This window comes from Achromobacter sp. JCM 18799 (genome assembly GCF_055395645.1).
Genome location: NZ_AP043866.1, coordinates 6,757,894 through 6,775,023 on the forward strand (window position 1 = coordinate 6,757,894; position 17,130 = coordinate 6,775,023).

Consider the following 17,130-nt stretch of genomic DNA (forward strand, 5'->3'; position numbering starts at 1 on the left):
AAGACCCTCATGACTGTTTCGCCTTTGCCCGTCCGCCTGGAAGCGGTGATTTTCGACTGGGCCGGCACGCTGGTCGACTTCGGCTCCTTCGCGCCCACCAAGGTGTTCGTGGACGCGTTCTCGCAGTTCGGCGTGGAGATGTCGCTGGAGCAGGCCCGCGGCCCCATGGGCATGGGCAAGTGGGACCACATCCGCACGCTTTGCAACGATCCCGTGATCGCCAGCCAGTACCAGGCCCAGTTCGGCCGCTTGCCCACCGATGACGACGTGACCGCCATCTATGAGCGCTTCCTGCCGATGCAGCTGGACAAGGTCGCCCAGTATTCGGCGGCTATCCCCGGCGCGGCCGAGTTGCTGCGCGCCCTGCGCCAGCGCGGCCTGAAGATCGGCTCGTGCTCGGGCTATCCCGCCAGCGTCATGCGCCGCGTGGTCGAACGCGCCGCCTCCGAAGGCCTGGAACCCGATTGCATCGTCGCCAGCGACGACGTGCCGCGCGCGCGGCCGGCGCCCGCGATGGCGCTGAAGAACGTGGTCGAACTCGGCCTGTCCGACGTCGCCGCCTGCGTCAAGGTCGACGACACCGCGCCCGGCATCGAAGAAGGACGCCGCGCCGGCATGTGGACCGTGGGCCTGCTGCTGTCGGGCAACGCCGCCGGTCTGACGCTGGAGGAATACCTGAGCCTGGACGACGCGGGCCGCCAGAAGGCCCGCACCGCCGCCAGCCTGGAGCTGTCGCCCGCCGCGCCGCACTACCTGATCGACACCGTCGCCGACCTGCCTGGCGTGATCGCCGACATCGAATCCCGCTTGTCCGCAGGCCAGCGCCCTTAACCCTCAACCACCTGTCTGCATCGCTTGCCGGGGCCGGTTCGCGCCAGCCCTGGGGGCTTCCCTCAGCCTTTTTCCGCTTACCCACGGAGTACTTCATGAATCGCTACAAGCTGCTTGCACTGGCCGCCGCCCTGACGGGCGTGATGGGCGCCGCCTCCGCCGAGACCACGCTGACGGTCTACACCGCGCTCGAAGCCGACCAGATCAAGGCCTATCAGGCCGCGTTCGAGAAGGCCAATCCCGACATCAAGATCCAGTGGGTGCGCGACTCCACCGGCATCATCACCGCCAAGCTGCTGGCCGAGAAGAACAACCCCAAGGCCGACGCCATCTGGGGCCTGGCCGGCACTTCGCTGGGCCTGATGGACAAGGAAGGCATGCTGCAGCCCTACGCCCCCAAGGGCCTGGACCAGATCGCCGCCAACATGCGCGACGCCAAGGCCGAGCCCAGCTGGGTCGGCATGGACGGCTTCGCCGCCGCCATCTGCTTCAACACTATCGAAGCCGAAAAGCAGAAGCTGCCCAAGCCGACCTCGTGGCAGGACCTGACCAAGCCGGTGTACGCCGGCAAGATCGTCATGCCGAACCCGGCGTCGTCGGGCACCGGCTTCCTGGACGTCAGCGCCTGGCTGCAGATCTTCGGTGAAGAGAAGGGCTGGGCCTACATGGACGCCCTGCACAAGAACATCGGTTCGTACACGCACTCGGGCTCCAAGCCGTGCAACATGGCCGCCGCCGGCGAATTCCCGATCGGCGTGTCGTTCGACTACCGCGCCGCCAAGCTGAAGGCCGACGGCGCGCCGGTCGAAGCCGTGTTCCCCTCGGAAGGCCTGGGCTGGGAAGTGGAAGCCACCGCCATCATGAAGGGCACCAAGAACCTGGAAGCCGCCCGCAAGCTGGCCGACTTCTCCGCCAGCCGCGAAGCCAACGAGCTGTACAAGGCGAACTTCGCCGTGCTCGCCATCCCGTCGATCGCCACGTCCAATCCGAACCTGCCGGCCGACCTGATGCAACGCATGATCAAGAACGACTTCACCTGGGCCGCCACCAACCGCGACCGCATCATCGCCGAGTGGACCAAGCGCTACGACGGCAAGTCCGAGCCGAAGAAGAAGTAAGTCGGTTTGACCGCGGCGGCGCAGGACGCCGCCGCGCCCCGGGAGCGCCCGCCAGGGCGGCTTCCGCCGCATTTCCCTTTGCAATGTTCCACAGATGAAAAATTTCGACGTAGTCGTGGTGGGCGCCGGCATGCTGGGCATCGCCCACGCCTGGGCCGCCGCCAAGCGCGGCCTGTCGGTGGCCGTGATCGAGCGCAGCCGCCAGGCGCATGGCGCCACCATCCGCAATTTCGGCCAGGTCATCGTGACGGGCCAGGCCCCCGGCATGATGCTGTCGCACGCCCAGCAGGCGCGCGAGCTATGGCTGGATCTGGCGGGGCGCGCGGGTTTCCATGTGCGCGCCAACGGCGCCCTGGTGCTGGCGCGCAACGCCGAAGAGGCGGACGTGCTGCAGGAATTCGCCGACACACGCATGCGCCAGGAAGGCTATCGCGCCGAACTGCTGTCGGGCCGCGAGGTGGCCCGCTTGTACGGCGGCCAGCTGGCGCATCACTGCGCCGGCCTGCAAGGCCATGACGATCTGCAGATCTATTCGCGCGAGGCGCTGCCGGCCATCACGCGCTACCTCGCGGAGTCGCTGGGCGTGACGTTCATCACCGGCACGCTGGCGCGCGCGGTCGAGGGCGGGCTGGTGTGCACCTCGGCGGGAGAATTCAAGGGCGGGCACGTGTTCGTCTGTCCCGGGCACGACTACCTGACCTTGTTGCCCGAGCGCTTCGCGCCGATGAACCTGGAGGTCACGCGCCTGCAGATGCTGCGCGCCGCGTTCGAGACCCAGCCCATCGCGCTGGACCGCCCCTTGCTGACCGGCCTGTCCTGCGTGCATTACGGCGCGTTCTCGGACCTGCCGTCGGCGCTGGCGCTGCGCGACGTGATCCAGGCGCGCACGCCCATGCTGCTGGAGAACGGCATCCACCTGCTGATCAGCCCCACGCCCTATGGCGAACTGATCATCGGCGATTCGCACCGCTACGGCCAGGACGCGCCGCCGTTCAACGACGAAGCGGTCGACAACGCCATGCTGGACCTGGCGACCCAGGCGCTGGGTGCGCGCTTGCGCGTGCTGGAGCGCTGGCAGGGCGTCTATGGCGCGCACGGCCCGGCGCCGTTCTCGGTCATGCCGGTGGACCCGGCCACGACGGTGGCGGTGATGCACTCGGGTGTGGGCATGACGGTGGGTCTGGCCATCGGCGAGCGCACGGTGGCGGGCGCGCTGGGCCGCTGATCGCGGCAGCCGGAAAGAAGAAAGGCCTCGCATATGCGAGGCCTTCTTGCATGGGAGAGGCGCCGAAGCCAGGCTTCAGACCCGCTCCTGCATGATGCGCCGATACCATTCATGGAAGTGCTGCATGCCGTCTTCCATGGGCGACTGGTAGGGGCCGGTTTCGTTCACGCCGCGCAGCATCAGCGCCTTGCGGCCCGCGTCCATGCGCTCGGCGATCTCGTCATCCTCGATGGCCGTTTCCATGTAGGCGGCGCGCTGCGCCTCGACGAATTCGCGCTCGAAGGCGGCGATTTCCTCGGGGTAGTAGAACTCGACCACGTTGACCGTTTCCTGCGGGCCCTTCGGGTACAGCGTGGAGAGCACCAGCACGTGCGGATACAGCTCGATCATGTGGGTCGGGAAGTACGTGACCCAGACCGCGCCGAAATCCGGCGCATCGCCTTCGCGGAACGCCAGCAGGCGGTCATGCCATTGCTTGTAGACATCGGAGCCCGGCTGCGCCAGGGCGTTGTGCACGCCGACCTTTTGCAGGCTGTACCAGTCGTTGAACTCCCAGCTCAGGTCGTCGCAAGTGACGAAGCGGCCCAGGCCCGGGTGGAACGGACCGACGTGGTAATCCTCGAGGTAGACCTCGATGAAGGTCTTCCAGTTGTAGTTGCACTGGTGCACTTCGACGTGGTCCAGCACGTAGTCGCCGAAGTCGAATTCCGGACGCGAGAACAGCGGCGCCATGTCGGCGGCCGGATCGCGCGGGCCTTCGAACAGCAGGCCATGGCAGTCGCGCAGGCGGAACTTCTGCAGGTTCATGCAGGGCGTGGTGGCGAACTGGGGCGCGCCCAACAACTCGCCCTGGTTGTTGTACGTCCAACGATGCAAGGGGCAAACGATATTGCCGCCGGTTGCCTTCAGATTGCCATGCGTATTGCAGTTGCCGGCCACATTGCCGGTCTCGCCGCCAAGCATCAGCGCCTGGCGGTGGCGGCAGACATTTGAGATGAGTTCGACGCCTTGCTGATTGCGAACCAGCACGCGTCCTCCGTCTTCCTGGACCAACGTACGCCAATCCCCGATTTCGGGCACCACTTTCTGGTGGCCGACGTATTGCGAGGATTGCTTGAAAATGAGTTCTTGCTCGCGGGCAAAGAGGGCTTCGTCAAAATACGCGCTGACGGGTAGCTGGGTGCGAGCTGGCACTACATGTGCCATCCGACCGATGTCGGTCATGATTCCCCCCGCTCGGATAAAAAAGCCAGGACGGAGAGGCTTTTGCCTGGCGGCTTTGAAATCCGCAGGATGCGTTCCGTGCTGGCGCGAAGAAAAATCGGTGTCTGGCCGATCAAATAAGCCGTGAATTGTACCCCAAGCCCTTACCCCGCGCCCGTGAAGATCTGCGAAGCTTCGTGAAGTTACGCCGTAGCCGTCGTGCACGCGCTACGCGCGGCATAACCCCTTGAAGATGTAGGCCTTTCAGACGAAGCGCCGGGTCGCCGGATGACGTCTCATCAGCCAGCTGCTGGCGGCCGACAACATGAACACGGCCACCGCCAGCACGGGCAGCGTCCAGGCCTCGTTGCGCGCGCCCGTCAGGGCGCCGGCGCGATGCGCCACGTCGAGGAACAGCGGATGGATCAGGTAGACGCCGAAGGTCAGCGGCGCCAGCGAGGCCAGCCGCGGCAGCCGCGGCGACGAAACGATCCACTGGAACGCGGCCAGCGACATGAACGGCACCGTCAGGCTGAAGTAATCGTAGAAGTAGGTATCCAGCGCGCGGTTGCTCGACATCGAATACACGCCCAGCGCGGTCGCGGCCACGCTGGCCGCCAGCATCAGGCCGGGGCGCGGGATGCGCATCTGGCCGTCGAAGATCAGGCGGCCCGCCACGAAGTAGCCCAGATAGGGCAGGAACCAGGTCAGGAAGAAGCCCGCGGGCGCGCCCAGCGCGCGGCGATACAACGCGTCCAGGATCGCCACGCCCAGGATGCCGACCACCCACAAGGCGCGGGCGCGCGGCGTGCTGCGCGCATACAGGATGCGCACCAGCGGCGCGAACAGGTACAGGCCCACGATCATGTACAGGTACCACAGGTGGTAGTACGGCTCGCCCTGCACCAGCTTGCGCGGCCAGAACGAAAAATCGATGCGGCCGTCGTCCCACCAATCCAGCGCCGTGCGCCAGGCCAGATAGAAAAACGTCCAGAACACGAGCGGCGCGCAGATCCGCGCCAGGCGCCGGCTGTAGAACTGGCGCGCGTCCTGCGGCTTGTCGGGGTCCAGCAACAGGGCGCCGCTGACCATGACGAACACGGGCACGCACCAGCGCGCCGCCGAGTCGTACAGATTGGCGGCCAGCCACGCTCCGCCGCCGTACACCGCGGGGTTGCTTACCACCATGGCCGCGCTGTGCAGCAGCACCACGGCCACCGCCGCCAGCCAGCGGGCGGCATCCAGGCGCGCATATTTCTCTTCGGCGTACGGCATCGGGCTCCCATGGCGGTGTCTACTTTTTCACCATAGCAGCGGGCAGCGTCCTGGTTCTGTATCCAGGGGTTAGAGGGCATATCGACGCGCATGAAAAACCGGCAGGGGCGCTGGAGCCCTCTGCCGGCGGATGCCGCGTGGCGCGGCGCATTCACGGGCGGGCGCGGGCCCGCCTACGTTTTGTCACGAAACCAGCCGCGCCATCATTGCAGGACGATATTGGCCTGCTTGATCAGCTGCGCCACGATGGGCTGTTCAGTCTTGATCTGCTTGTCCAGTTCCGCGGCCGTGCCCGAGCGCGGGTCGATGCCCATGTCCAGCATGCGCTTCTTGATGGTCTCGTCCTGCAGGGTCTCGGTCAGGGCCTGCTGCAGCTTTTCCATCACGGGGGCGGGCGTGCCCTTGGGCGCCACGAAGCTGAACCAGGCGGTCATGTCGAACGCGGGATAGCCTTGCTCGGCCAGCGTCGCCAGCTTGGGCTGCGTCGCCAGGCGGCCGGGGCTGGTGATGGCGAAGACCTTGACCTTGCCGGCATCGGCCTGCGGCATGCCGGTGGCCACCATGTCGAAGAAAAGGTCCACGTCGCCGCTGACCAGCGCGGGCAGGGCCTGGGTCGCGCCCTTGAAGGGCACATGCAGGATGTCGATGCCTGCGCGTTCCTTGAACAGTTCGCCCGCCAGGTGAGAGGACGTGCCAGGGCCGAAGGTGGCGAAGGTCAGCTTGCCCGGATTCTGCTTGGCGTAGGCCACCACATCCTGGGTGCTGTTGAACGGCCGCTTGGGGCTGGACAGCAGGACCAGCGGCCCCACGCCGACCATGCCGATGCGGGCGAAGCCATCGGGATCGTAGGGCAGCTCCTTGTACAGATAGCGGTTGGTGACCAGCGTGGAGTTGGTCGCCATCAGGATGGTGTAGCCGTCCGGCGCTTCGCGCGAAACAAAGGCCGCCCCGATCGAGGTGCCGGCGCCTGCCTTGTTCTCGACGATCATGGGCTGGCCCAGCGTCTTGGCCATGCGTTCGGCCAGGATGCGCGTCAGCACGTCGGTGGCGCCGCCGGCGGGGAAGGGCGAGACCACCTTGATCGGCCGGGCCGGATAGGTTTCGGCCTGGGCGCCCAGCGCTGCGGCGCTGAGCAGCAGGGTGGCCAGCAGTTTGAAGCTAGTGCGAATCATGTTTTCCCCTTGAAATCGCGTGCATGAGTGGAGGTTCGGGCCTGGCTTGGCGCTGCGGGCAGCGCTTGCCAAGTCTCCTTGGGTGCATTAAATTCCGTAAAATGGAATTTAATTTTGTTATTCGAAATAAACTATAAAAACGAAGCGAATAGAAATGCAATCTTTTTCTGACGCCAAGCGCATCGCCCATCCCGCCGCCAAGCCGGACGGCAAGGTCGAACTCAGCCTGCCCGCGCGCCGCAAGCGCGCTCCCGGCGCGGGCGAGGGCGCCAATTCGCCCGATTTCATCACCGCCCTGGCGCGCGGGCTGGACGTGCTGCGCTGCTTTCGCCATGGCGTGACGGCCTTGGGCAATCTGGACCTGGCGCGTCTGACCGGTCTGCCCAAGCCCACCATCAGCCGCATCACCTACACCCTTACTGAATTGGGTTATCTGCGCTATCACCCGGACACCGGCAAATATTCGCCGGGCTATGGCGTGCTGGCGCTGGGCTTCGGCCTGCTGGCCGGACTGGAGGTGCGCGAACTGGCCAAGGCCTCGATGACCGAGCTGGCCCGCGCCACGGGTGGCGCGGTGGCCCTGGGCGCCTTCGATGGCGACGCCATGACCTACGTCGAAGCCATCCACGGCTCTTCGGCGCTTTACCTGCGCCTGCCGGTCGGCTATCGCGCCAGCCTGGACAGCGCCATGGGGCGGGCCTACCTGGCCAGCCTGCCGCCCCAGGCCTGCGCCGACGCGCTGGCCCGGCTGGGCGAGACGGCGCCGGACGCGGCCGCCGTCGAGCGCGCGCGCGTCGAACTGCGCGATACGGGCTGCTGCTACGCCATCGGCGAATGGCAGTCGGGGATCAATGCGGTCGCGGTGCCGTTCTCGTCCATCACGGGCGAGGGCGTCTTCGTCATGAGCTGCGGCGGACCCGCCAGCCTCTTGCCGGAGGCGGACCTGCGTACGCGCGTGGCGCCCCTGCTGCAGGCCTCCATAGCGGGGCTGGCGGGCGCCGCGGCCTGAGACGCGCCGCGCGCGGCGGCAAGCCCGACGGCCTTGCGGGTATCTCGTACAATTCACGGATTGATCCACCCCTAGCGCCCTCGGAGACCCGTTTGGCCAAATCTTCACAAGCCGATCCGCAGATCGATGACCGTCCCTTGCCCCAGGATTTCGAAACGGCGCTGGCCGAGCTCGAATCGCTGGTAGCGGCCATGGAAGACGGCTCGTTGCCGCTGGAGCAGTCGCTTGCCGCCTACCGGCGCGGCGTGGCGCTCACGCGGGTCTGCCAGGAACGCTTGGCGCAGGCCGAACAGCAGGTCAAGGTCCTGGAGGGCGACCTGCTGCGTCCGCTGGACCCGGCGGCGCTGGATGACGAATAAGAGCCCGATGAAGCAAATTCAACTCGCCTTCCCGGAATGGTTGCAAGGCCGTGTCCAGCACGTCGAAGACGTCCTGGACGATCTGCTCCCCCCGGCTGACGCGTTGCCCGCCCGGCTGCACGAAGCCATGCGCTACGCCGTGCTCGGCGGCGGCAAGCGGGTGCGCGCCGCGCTGGTCTACGCGGCGGGGCAGGCTTGCCCCGTCAGCGGCAGCGTGCTGGCCGTGCAGGCCTCGCTGGACCGCGCCGCCGCGGCGGTGGAACTGATCCACGCCTATTCGCTGGTGCACGACGACCTGCCCTGCATGGACGACGACACGCTGCGCCGCGGCCGTCCCACCACCCATGTGCAGTTCGACGAAGCCACCGCCATGCTGGCGGGCGATGCGCTGCAGCCGCTGGCCTTCGATCTGTTGGCCTCCATGCCGATCGCGCCCGCGCTGATCGTGCAGGCCACCCAGTCGCTGGCGCGCGCTGCCGGCAGCCAGGGCATGGCGGGCGGCCAGGCCATCGATCTGTTCAGCGTCGGCCGCGCGCTGTCGCGCGACGAACTGCAAACCATGCACAGCATGAAGACGGGCGCCATGCTGGCTTGCAGCGTGGCCCTGGGCGGCATCGTGGCGGGCGCCAGCTCGGCTTCGCGCCAGGCGCTGGACGCCTACGCGCAGGCGGTGGGGCTGGCCTTCCAGGTGGTCGACGACATCCTGGACGTGACCGCGGACAGCGCCAGCCTGGGCAAGACGCCGGGCAAGGACGCCGCCGAGAACAAGCCCACCTATGTATCGCTTCTGGGCCTGGACGGCGCGCGCGCGTTTGCCCAGGAACTGCGTGAGGACGCGCTGGCGGCCCTGGCTCCGCTGGGCGAGGCCGGATCGCGCCTGGCTGAACTGGCCGACTTCATCGTCCTACGAGACCGCTGAGCCGGGACCAGCCCGGGCTGGAGGCAGGCCGGGCCAACGAACCACATAAAAGCATGACGACAGATTTACTGGACCGCATTCAATCCCCGGCTGACCTCAAGCGCCTGGATCGCCGCGAGCTGAAGAAGCTGGCCGACGAACTGCGCGGCTTCGTGCTGGAATCGGTGTCCAAAACGGGCGGGCACCTGTCGTCCAACCTGGGCACGGTCGAACTCACCCTGGCCCTGCACCAGGTGTTCGACACGCCGCATGACCGCATCGTCTGGGACGTGGGCCACCAGTCCTACCCGCACAAGATCCTGACCGGGCGCCGCGCCGGCATGGCCAAGCTGCGCCAGCAGGGCGGGATTTCGGGCTTCCCGAAACGCAGCGAATCCGAATACGACGCCTTCGGCACCGCGCATTCGTCCACTTCCATCTCGGCGGCGCTGGGCATGGCGGTGGCCTCGCGCAATGCCGGCGTGCAGCGCCAGCACATCGCCATCATCGGCGACGGCGCGATGTCCGCGGGCATGGCCTTCGAAGCCATGAACAACGCCGGCGTCACGCCCAACATCAACCTGCTGGTGATCCTGAACGACAACGACATGTCGATCTCGCCGCCGGTGGGGGCGCTGAACCGTTACCTGGCGCGCCTGATGTCGGGCCGCTTCTATGCGGCTGCCAAGAACGTCGGCCGAGCGGTGCTGCAGCACGTGCCGCCGGTGCTGGAACTGGCGCGCCGCTTCGAAGAACATGCCAAGGGCATGGTCACCCCGGCCACGCTGTTCGAGGAATTCGGCTTCAACTACGTCGGCCCGATCGACGGACACGACCTGGACGCGCTGGTGCCCACGCTGCAGAACCTCAAGGCCCTGGAAGGCCTGCAGTTCCTGCACGTGGTCACCAAGAAGGGCCAGGGCTACAAGCTGGCCGAGGCCGACCCGGTGCTGTACCACGGCCCGGGCAAGTTCGATCCGGCCGTCGGCATCCAGCAATCGAAGGCGCCGGGCAAGCGCAGCTTCACGCAGGTGTTCGGCCAGTGGCTGTGCGACATGGCCGAACAGGATTCGCGCCTGGTCGCCATCACGCCCGCCATGCGCGAGGGCAGCGGGCTGGTCGAATTCGAAAAGCGCTTTCCGCAGCGCTACTTCGACGTGGGCATCGCCGAGCAGCACGCCGTGACGTTCGCCGCGGGCATCGCCTGCGAAGGCCAGAAGCCGGTGGTCGCGATCTACTCCACCTTCATGCAGCGCGGCTACGACCAGTTCATCCACGACGTGGCCCTGCAGAACCTGGACGTGACCTTCGCGCTGGACCGCGCCGGCCTGGTGGGCGCGGACGGCGCCACGCATGCGGGCAATTACGACATCGCCTTCCTGCGCTGCGTGCCCAACATGGTCGTGGCCACGCCTTCGGACGAAAACGAAACGCGGCTGCTGCTGTCGACCTGTTATCAGTATCCCGGCCCGGCGTCGGTGCGCTATCCGCGCGGCGCGGGCTGTGGCGCGGCCGAGGCGCCCGGCCTGGACACGGTCGAACTCGGTCGCGGCGTGGTGCGCCGCGAGGGCCGCAAGATTGCCATCCTGGGTTTCGGCATGCTGCTCCAGGCCGCGTTGGGCGCGGCCGAAAAGCTCGACGCCACCGTGGCCGACATGCGCTTCGTCAAGCCGATCGACCGCGAACTGATCCTCGACCTGGCCAGCCGCCACGACGCCCTGGTTACGCTGGAAGACGCGTCCATCATGGGCGGCGCGGGCAGCGCGGTGCTGGAAACGCTGAGCGCGGCCGGCGTTGCGATTCCGGTCCTGCAACTGGGCCTGCCCGACGAGTTCATCGACCACGGCGAGCAATCGGCGCTGTGGGCCGGCATCGGCCTGGACGCGGCGGGCATCGAAAGCGCGATCCGCGCTCGTTACGCCGACCTGCTGGGCTGAATCCGGCCCGATTCCGCGGACAGGGGCGAGGCCACTGTCCGCGGTAATGAAACACACTGTTCCGGCCCCGCCAACCTACGAATAAAAGGGTTTTCCCTGGCGATCGGCGGACTATGGGCGATAATGGCCCCCTTCTCAAAGATTCCTAGGCCCGTGCGTTTTCACGACTGACTGCCTAGACAGGTAAGCCGAAATGAATTCTCCGATCGACCCCGCCATCGTGATGCCCGACGTCCAGAGTTCGGCGGACACCCGGCACATCCCGATTCAGCGCGTGGGCATCCGTGGCGTGCGCCACCCCATGTTGATTGAAAGCGGCGACGGCTCGCCCCAGGGCACCGTGGCCAACTGGACGCTGACCGTGGCGCTGCCGCCCGAAGAAAAGGGGACGCACATGTCCCGCTTCGTGGCCTTGCTGGAAAAGTACCGCAGCATCCCCATGACGCCGACCCTGTTCCGCGCCATGGCGGCCGACATGCTGCCGCTGCTGCATGCCGAACGCGGCGACATCACCGCCGCCTTCCCGTACTTCATCAACAAGTCCGCCCCGATCTCCGGCGTGCAAAGCCTGCTGGACTACGAAGTGCAGTGGATCGCGCGCGCCCAGGGCGACGAGGTCGAGTTCGAACTGATCGTGCAGGTGCCCGTCACCAGCCTCTGTCCCTGCTCCAAAGCCATCTCCGAGTACGGCGCGCACAACCAGCGCTCGCACGTCACGGTGTCGGCCATCCTGAACGCCGATATCGGCATGGACGGCGTCATCCGCCTGATCGAAGAAGAAGGCTCGTGCGAACTCTGGGGCCTGCTCAAGCGCCCCGACGAGAAGTACGTCACCGAGCGCGCCTACGACAACCCCAAGTTCGTCGAGGACCTGGTGCGCGACGTGGCCGCCCGCCTGAACGCGCATCCCGGCATCGCCCGCTACCGCGTGGAAGCCGAGAACTTCGAATCCATCCACAACCACTCGGCCTACGCCGTCGTGGAAGGCTGAGCTTTCCGTGAGCCATCCGGCGGCCAATGACTGGCCGCTCATCGCGGGGCTGCAGGAGTGGGAATCGCGGCTGGCCAGCAATCTGGCCGGCCGCGGCCGTTTTGGCGTCGCGCTCTACGAGTTTTTCCGCTTCGGCGTGAAGCAGGCCTGGGCCTGCCTTTTCGGCGGCCTGATGTGCGCGCTGCTGCTCGGCACGCATTGGTGGTATCCGAAGGATGCCGCGCTGGCCCGCTACGACTTCCTGACCCTGGCCGCGCTGGGCATCCAGGCGCTGCTGCTGGCGCTGCGCATGGAAACCTGGAGCGAAGCCCGCGTGATCCTGCTGTTCCATGTGGTGGGCACGGGCATGGAAGTCTTCAAGACCGCCGCGGGTTCGTGGATCTATCCCGAGGCCAGCGTGCTGCGCATCGGCGGCGTGCCCCTGTTCACGGGTTTCATGTATGCGGCGGTGGGCAGCTACCTGGCCCGCGTCTGGCGCCTGTTCGACTTCCGCTTCCGCGCGCATCCGCCGCTGGCGGCCTGCGTGGCGTTGTCGGTGCTGATCTACCTGAACTTCTTTGCGCACCACTACATCATGGATATCCGGTGGGCGCTGTTTGCGCTGACCGCCATCCTGTTCGCCCGCACCTGGGTGTATTTCCGTATCTGGCAGGTCTACCGCCGCATGCCGCTATTGCTGGGTTTCGTGCTGGTGGCCCTGTTCATCTGGTTCGCCGAGAACATCGGCACCTTTGCCAACGCCTGGCGCTATCCGAACCAGTCGCAGGGCTGGCAACTCGTGTCCATCGCCAAGCTGGGCTCATGGTTCCTGCTGATGATCATCAGCTACGTGATGGTCAGCGTGGTCAACCGTCCCCAGGAAATCGATGTTGCCGATTTGCCTCGGCAGGCGGGGCAGGGCGATGGAAATAGTCCGTCCCTTATTTCATGATCGGCCTCTAGCTTGCGCCTGACCGCTCAATCGGTGATAATCGAGAGCTTTCTTGCTCGACCGCCCATGGTTTTTGGGTAGCGGGCTGCCCCTTGCGGGCCACTGTTCAAGATGCATATTGCGATCCGCCCCTGATGGAAAGCGGGGGCGCAGGACGGTCGGCCAGCGAGACATCCTCAAGGAGTTTTACTCATGCGTCACTACGAAGTGGTGTTTATCGTTCACCCCGACCAAAGCGAGCAAGTGCCCGCCATGGTCGAGCGTTACCAAGCGCTGGTCACGGGCCAAGGCGGCTCGGTTCACCGCCTGGAAGACTGGGGTCGCCGTCAACTGGCCTACCCGATCCAGAAGCTCGTCAAGGCTCACTACGTCTGCCTGAACATCGAGTGCGGCCAAGCCACGCTGGATGAGCTGGAACACTCGTTCCGCTACAACGACGCCGTTCTGCGCCACCTGGTCATCAAGACCAAGAAGGCTCAAGCCACGCCCTCGATCATGATGAAGTCGGTCGAACGCGAAGAAGCCCGCAAGGCTTCGGCTGAAGCAGCAGCGCCGGCTCAGGCCGAGTAAGCAGGGCTCACGCAGAGCTCATCCCATGAAGTCCCCTCGGTGCCTGGCAGGATGAACAAGCTGGAACTCAGCGCCCGCGTTCTCGAATGCGAGCCTTTGCGCCACACTCCCGCCGGTTTGCCCGCACTGGAAATGGTGCTGGCGCACGAGTCGGAAGTCATCGAAGCTGGCCACCCGCGCCGCGTCGAACTGACTATCGCGGCCGTGGCACTGGGCGATCTGGCGTTGCTGCTGAAGGACACCGCGCTAGGGTCCGAATTGCTGGTGCAGGGGTTTCTGGCTCCCACCCGCAAGGACTCGGTGAAGGTCAAGCTGCATTTGCAGCAGGCACGCAGGATCAGCGGCAGCGCAGGGCGCGATCCGCTGGTGGCTTGAAGGGAATTGGGCAAGAGGCGCGATGAGCGCCTTCTGATTACGGATAGGTTATGGGGGTTTGGGCCCGTTTTGGGTAGAACCCGGCCCCCTCAAACAAAGAGGCACATATCATGGCTTTCTTCGGAAAACGCAAGGAAAAACGCAAATTCACGCAGCAGAACCCGCTCTTCAAGCGTCGTAAGTTCTGCCGCTTCACCGCTGCCGGCGTGGAAGAGATCGACTACAAGGATCTGGACACCCTGCGCGACTTCGTGCAAGAAAACGGCAAGATCATCCCGGCTCGCCTGACCGGCACCAAGGCAATCTACCAGCGTCAGCTGGACACCGCCATCAAGCGCGCGCGCTTCCTGGCCCTGTTGCCTTACACCGACAACCACAACTAATCCGGGGCACTGAAATGCAAGTTATTCTGCTCGAAAAAGTCGTCAACCTGGGTAACCTCGGCGAAGTCGTCCGCGTGCGTGATGGCTACGCCCGCAACTTCCTGATCCCCCAGCGCAAGGCCCGTCGCGCAACCGACGCCGCCCTGAAGGAATTCGAAGCGCGCCGCGCCGAACTGGAAAAGGCCCAGGCTGAAAAGCTGGCCGCTGCCCAAGCTCTGGGCGAGCGCGTCGCCGGCTTCCAGCTGAAGATCGTCCAGAAGGCTGGCGTCGACGGCCGTCTGTTCGGCTCGGTCACCAACGCCGACATCGCTGAAGGCCTGCGCAAGGCTGGCTTCGAAGCCGTGGAAAAGGCGCAAATCCGCCTGCCCAACGGCCAGCTGAAGTCGATCGGCGAGTTCCCGGCCCAGGTCGCCCTGCACGCCGACGTTCTGGTCGACGTGACGATCCTGGTCGAAGGCGAACTGTCCTAAGCCGGTACCCGCAGTAAAAAAGAAGCCGGCCCGCGCGCCGGCTTTTTTTCTTTTTGCCCATCGCCGTATTGCGTGTAGTCTTCGGACTCCACGATCCAGGCCCCGCGCCGCATTCCTCAGAGGACGTCTTGACTCAGCCCCCCGTGCACCACAACGCGCCCCCAGGCCTGCGAGCCTGGCTGGACAGCGTGGATGCGTCGCGTGAACCTTCGGTGAGGGATGTGACGATAGATGGCGTGCGCTGCATCATCAAGCGCCGCCGTTCCAGCATCGGCCAGGGCGTGAGCTACGCGCTGCGCTATGTGCGCGCCCTGTTCCTGGGCGTGGGGTGCAAGATTTTCCTGGGTGAGTTTCCACGTCCGGGCGTGTTGCTGCGCAACGGCCTGACGCACGAGTCGCAGCGCCTTGCTCAACTTCTGAAGGCCGGTTGCCGCGTGCCCGAGGTCTGGTGGCAGGAGCAGGGTCTGCTGGTGCTGGAATACGTGGGCGAAGACCTGGCCGACCTGATCCGCAACGAGGACACGACATCCCGCTTGTGGCTGGCGCGCGCCGCCGCGGCCGACCTGGCCGCTTTCCATGCCCGCGGCCTGTGGCATGGCGGCGCCCAGATCCGCAACATCACCTTGCAGGACGGCGAGCTCTGGCGCATCGATTTCGAAGAGAACATCGGTTCGACGCTGTCGCGGCCGCTGGCCCAGGCCTATGACCTGTTCCAGATGCTGGCCTCTCTGGTGTCTTTGCGTAAATTGCCGGACGATGTGGCCCGTACGCTGGGTAAACTGGCGTTCGAAGTCTATTTCGAGAGCAACCCAGACCCTGAGGTCCGATCCCGCCTGACGCGCCTGGCGCGCGTGCTCTGCGGCATTGCCGCGCCCTTGCGCGTGGTGCTGGGCCGATTGCCCTCGCGCGATATCCAGGGATTCTTCCGCGTCGCGGACATCCTGCAGCCGTTACTATTGAAGTCATGAATACACCTGCCGACTCCCAGCTCGAATACCTGCGCGTTCCCCCCCATTCCATCGAGGCGGAGCAGTCGGTGCTGGGCGGCCTGCTGCTGGACAATGCGGCCTGGGACCGCATTGCCGACGTGCTGGTCGAAGAGGATTTCTACCGGCATGACCACCGGCTGATTTGGCACCATATCGCCCGCCTGATCGGGCTGGCGCGCCCGGCCGACGTCATCACCGTCCACGAATCGCTGGTCAGCGCAGGCAAGGCCGAGGATGCCGGCGGCCTGGCCTATCTGAACGCGCTGGCCCACAACACGCCATCGGCCGCCAACATCCGCCGTTATGGCGAGATCGTGCGCGAGCGCGCCATGCTGCGCAAGCTGGTCGCGATCGCCGACGAGATCTCCGCGGCCGCCATGAGCCCGCAGGGCAAGGAAGCGCGCCAGCTGCTGGACGAGGCCGAGTCCAAAGTGTTCCAGATTGCCCAGGAAGGCGCACGCGGCGCCGCGGGCTTCCAGGAAATCCAGCCGCTGCTGACGCAGGTGGTGGAACGCATCGACGAGCTCTATCACCGCGAAAGCACCTCCGACGTGACCGGCGTGCCCACGGGCTTCACCGATCTGGACAAGATGACCTCGGGCATGCAGGGCGGCGACCTGATCATCGTGGCCGGCCGCCCGTCCATGGGCAAGACCTCGTTCTCGATGAACATCGGCGAGCACGTCGCCATCGAGGAAGGGCTGCCGGTGGCGGTGTTCTCCATGGAAATGGGCGCGGTCCAGCTGGCCATGCGTATGCTGGGCTCCGTGGGCCTGCTGGACCAGCATCGCATGCGGACCGGCAAGCTGATCGCCGAGGACTGGCCGCGCGTGACCCACGCGGTCCAGCTGATGCAGGACGCGCAGGTCTACATCGATGAATCGCCGGCGCTCAGCCCGATGGAAGTGCGCGCGCGCGCGCGCCGCCTGGCGCGCCAATGCGGCCAGCTTGGCCTGATCATCATCGACTACCTGCAGCTCATGTCGGGCAACGGCTCGGGTGAAAACCGGGCCACCGAAGTGTCGGAAATCAGCCGCTCGCTCAAGGGGCTGGCCAAGGAACTGAACTGCCCGCTGATCGCGCTGTCGCAGCTGAACCGAAGCCTGGAACAGCGCCCCAACAAGCGTCCCGTGATGAGCGACCTGCGCGAATCCGGCGCTATCGAACAGGACGCGGACGTGATCCTGTTCATTTACCGCGACGAGGTCTACAACCCTGATTCGCCGGACAAGGGCACCGCCGAGATCATCATCGGCAAGCAGCGTAACGGTCCCATCGGCTCGGTGCGTTTGACCTTCCAGGGCTCCAGCACGCGCTTCCTGAACTTCTCGGGTGCGCAGCCGCGCGACATGTACTGAGCCTTTTGGCCCCAAGAAAAAACCGCGCTTCGGCGC

Annotated in this window: 18 protein-coding genes; 15 read left to right on the forward strand and 3 right to left on the reverse strand. The window is 65.9% G+C overall.

The features are described 5' to 3' along the window. Positions 1–9: 9 nt before the first annotated feature. The 3 genes from phnX (at position 10) to ACZ5YA_RS31950 (ending at position 3,174) form a co-directional block, all read left to right on the forward strand. On the forward strand, positions 10–831 hold the full coding sequence (gene phnX, locus ACZ5YA_RS31940) for a phosphonoacetaldehyde hydrolase (RefSeq protein WP_118933356.1): 822 nt from the start codon (positions 10–12) through the stop codon (positions 829–831). Between the two features lie 95 nt (positions 832–926). After that, positions 927–1,949 carry a putative 2-aminoethylphosphonate ABC transporter substrate-binding protein gene (locus ACZ5YA_RS31945; RefSeq protein ID WP_054451016.1) on the forward strand — a complete coding sequence of 341 codons (1,023 nt, stop codon included), beginning with the start codon at positions 927–929 and terminating at the stop codon, positions 1,947–1,949. A gap of 94 nt (positions 1,950–2,043) precedes the next feature. Then, positions 2,044–3,174, forward strand: a complete 1,131-nt coding sequence (locus tag ACZ5YA_RS31950; RefSeq protein ID WP_280014701.1) for a TIGR03364 family FAD-dependent oxidoreductase — start codon at positions 2,044–2,046, stop codon at positions 3,172–3,174. 75 nt (positions 3,175–3,249) lie between these two features. On the opposite strand, the gene ACZ5YA_RS31955 is transcribed toward ACZ5YA_RS31950, so the two are convergent. From ACZ5YA_RS31955 to ACZ5YA_RS31965, 3 genes are all read right to left on the reverse strand, one after another. Beyond that, positions 3,250–4,398 (reverse strand): aromatic ring-hydroxylating oxygenase subunit alpha, encoded by a 1,149-nt coding sequence (locus ACZ5YA_RS31955; protein ID WP_054451018.1) that lies wholly within the window; start codon positions 4,396–4,398, stop codon positions 3,250–3,252. 243 nt (positions 4,399–4,641) lie between these two features. Next, a complete protein-coding gene (locus tag ACZ5YA_RS31960; RefSeq protein WP_464091721.1) occupies positions 4,642–5,652 on the reverse strand; it encodes an acyltransferase in 1,011 nt (336 codons plus the stop codon). Positions 5,653–5,855: 203 nt separating this feature from the next. Beyond that, on the reverse strand, positions 5,856–6,824 hold the full coding sequence (locus ACZ5YA_RS31965) for a Bug family tripartite tricarboxylate transporter substrate binding protein (RefSeq protein ID WP_059379253.1): 969 nt from the start codon (positions 6,822–6,824) through the stop codon (positions 5,856–5,858). 154 nt (positions 6,825–6,978) lie between these two features. Between ACZ5YA_RS31965 and ACZ5YA_RS31970 the strand changes: the two genes are divergently transcribed. The 12 genes from ACZ5YA_RS31970 to ACZ5YA_RS32025 all read left to right on the forward strand — a co-directional run bounded on the left by ACZ5YA_RS31970 (position 6,979) and on the right by ACZ5YA_RS32025 (position 17,094). Then, positions 6,979–7,833 carry an IclR family transcriptional regulator gene (locus tag ACZ5YA_RS31970; RefSeq protein WP_280014703.1) on the forward strand — a complete coding sequence of 285 codons (855 nt, stop codon included), beginning with the start codon at positions 6,979–6,981 and terminating at the stop codon, positions 7,831–7,833. Positions 7,834–7,925: 92 nt separating this feature from the next. Continuing rightward, on the forward strand, positions 7,926–8,192 hold the full coding sequence (locus tag ACZ5YA_RS31975; protein ID WP_054451022.1) for an exodeoxyribonuclease VII small subunit: 267 nt from the start codon (positions 7,926–7,928) through the stop codon (positions 8,190–8,192). Positions 8,193–8,199: 7 nt separating this feature from the next. Continuing rightward, complete coding sequence (locus ACZ5YA_RS31980) at positions 8,200–9,111, forward strand: polyprenyl synthetase family protein (protein WP_059379251.1); 912 nt, start codon at positions 8,200–8,202, stop codon at positions 9,109–9,111. Positions 9,112–9,164: 53 nt separating this feature from the next. Next, complete coding sequence (gene dxs / locus ACZ5YA_RS31985) at positions 9,165–11,027, forward strand: 1-deoxy-D-xylulose-5-phosphate synthase (protein WP_059379250.1); 1,863 nt, start codon at positions 9,165–9,167, stop codon at positions 11,025–11,027. Positions 11,028–11,220: 193 nt separating this feature from the next. Then, positions 11,221–12,018: a GTP cyclohydrolase FolE2 gene (gene folE2, locus ACZ5YA_RS31990; protein WP_054451025.1), complete on the forward strand. Its 798-nt coding sequence runs from the start codon at positions 11,221–11,223 to the stop codon at positions 12,016–12,018. A 7-nt stretch (positions 12,019–12,025) separates the two neighbouring features. Further along, a complete protein-coding gene (locus ACZ5YA_RS31995; protein ID WP_059379249.1) occupies positions 12,026–12,949 on the forward strand; it encodes a DUF817 domain-containing protein in 924 nt (307 codons plus the stop codon). Positions 12,950–13,141: 192 nt separating this feature from the next. After that, positions 13,142–13,519 carry a 30S ribosomal protein S6 gene (gene rpsF, locus ACZ5YA_RS32000; protein WP_013392507.1) on the forward strand — a complete coding sequence of 126 codons (378 nt, stop codon included), beginning with the start codon at positions 13,142–13,144 and terminating at the stop codon, positions 13,517–13,519. A gap of 51 nt (positions 13,520–13,570) precedes the next feature. Next, positions 13,571–13,894 (forward strand): primosomal replication protein N, encoded by a 324-nt coding sequence (gene priB, locus ACZ5YA_RS32005; RefSeq protein ID WP_054451027.1) that lies wholly within the window; start codon positions 13,571–13,573, stop codon positions 13,892–13,894. 110 nt (positions 13,895–14,004) lie between these two features. Next, entirely contained in the window at positions 14,005–14,277 is a 273-nt protein-coding gene (gene rpsR, locus ACZ5YA_RS32010; protein WP_006218308.1) for a 30S ribosomal protein S18, read from the forward strand. A 14-nt stretch (positions 14,278–14,291) separates the two neighbouring features. After that, complete coding sequence (gene rplI / locus ACZ5YA_RS32015) at positions 14,292–14,747, forward strand: 50S ribosomal protein L9 (RefSeq protein WP_054451028.1); 456 nt, start codon at positions 14,292–14,294, stop codon at positions 14,745–14,747. A gap of 128 nt (positions 14,748–14,875) precedes the next feature. Further along, on the forward strand, positions 14,876–15,715 hold the full coding sequence (locus ACZ5YA_RS32020) for an RIO1 family regulatory kinase/ATPase domain-containing protein (protein ID WP_059379247.1): 840 nt from the start codon (positions 14,876–14,878) through the stop codon (positions 15,713–15,715). Continuing rightward, a complete protein-coding gene (locus ACZ5YA_RS32025) occupies positions 15,712–17,094 on the forward strand; it encodes a replicative DNA helicase (protein ID WP_054451030.1) in 1,383 nt (460 codons plus the stop codon). Before ACZ5YA_RS32020 ends, ACZ5YA_RS32025 begins: the two co-directional genes overlap by 4 nt. Positions 17,095–17,130 lie beyond the last annotated feature (36 nt).

Bases quoted from the DNA above. Each gene is read 5' to 3' on its own strand.
- phnX (WP_118933356.1), top strand. From the start codon at position 10: ATGACTGTTTCGCCTTTGCCCGTCCGCCTGGAAGCGGTGATTTTCGAC.
- ACZ5YA_RS31945 (WP_054451016.1), top strand. From the start codon at position 927: ATGAATCGCTACAAGCTGCTTGCACTGGCCGCCGCCCTGACGGGCGTG.
- ACZ5YA_RS31950 (WP_280014701.1), top strand. From the start codon at position 2,044: ATGAAAAATTTCGACGTAGTCGTGGTGGGCGCCGGCATGCTGGGCATC.
- ACZ5YA_RS31955 (WP_054451018.1), bottom strand. From the start codon at position 4,398: ATGACCGACATCGGTCGGATGGCACATGTAGTGCCAGCTCGCACCCAG.
- ACZ5YA_RS31960 (WP_464091721.1), bottom strand. From the start codon at position 5,652: ATGCCGTACGCCGAAGAGAAATATGCGCGCCTGGATGCCGCCCGCTGG.
- ACZ5YA_RS31965 (WP_059379253.1), bottom strand. From the start codon at position 6,824: ATGATTCGCACTAGCTTCAAACTGCTGGCCACCCTGCTGCTCAGCGCC.
- ACZ5YA_RS31970 (WP_280014703.1), top strand. From the start codon at position 6,979: ATGCAATCTTTTTCTGACGCCAAGCGCATCGCCCATCCCGCCGCCAAG.
- ACZ5YA_RS31980 (WP_059379251.1), top strand. From the start codon at position 8,200: ATGAAGCAAATTCAACTCGCCTTCCCGGAATGGTTGCAAGGCCGTGTC.
- dxs (WP_059379250.1), top strand. From the start codon at position 9,165: ATGACGACAGATTTACTGGACCGCATTCAATCCCCGGCTGACCTCAAG.
- folE2 (WP_054451025.1), top strand. From the start codon at position 11,221: ATGAATTCTCCGATCGACCCCGCCATCGTGATGCCCGACGTCCAGAGT.
- rpsF (WP_013392507.1), top strand. From the start codon at position 13,142: ATGCGTCACTACGAAGTGGTGTTTATCGTTCACCCCGACCAAAGCGAG.
- priB (WP_054451027.1), top strand. From the start codon at position 13,571: ATGAACAAGCTGGAACTCAGCGCCCGCGTTCTCGAATGCGAGCCTTTG.
- rpsR (WP_006218308.1), top strand. From the start codon at position 14,005: ATGGCTTTCTTCGGAAAACGCAAGGAAAAACGCAAATTCACGCAGCAG.
- rplI (WP_054451028.1), top strand. From the start codon at position 14,292: ATGCAAGTTATTCTGCTCGAAAAAGTCGTCAACCTGGGTAACCTCGGC.
- ACZ5YA_RS32025 (WP_054451030.1), top strand. From the start codon at position 15,712: ATGAATACACCTGCCGACTCCCAGCTCGAATACCTGCGCGTTCCCCCC.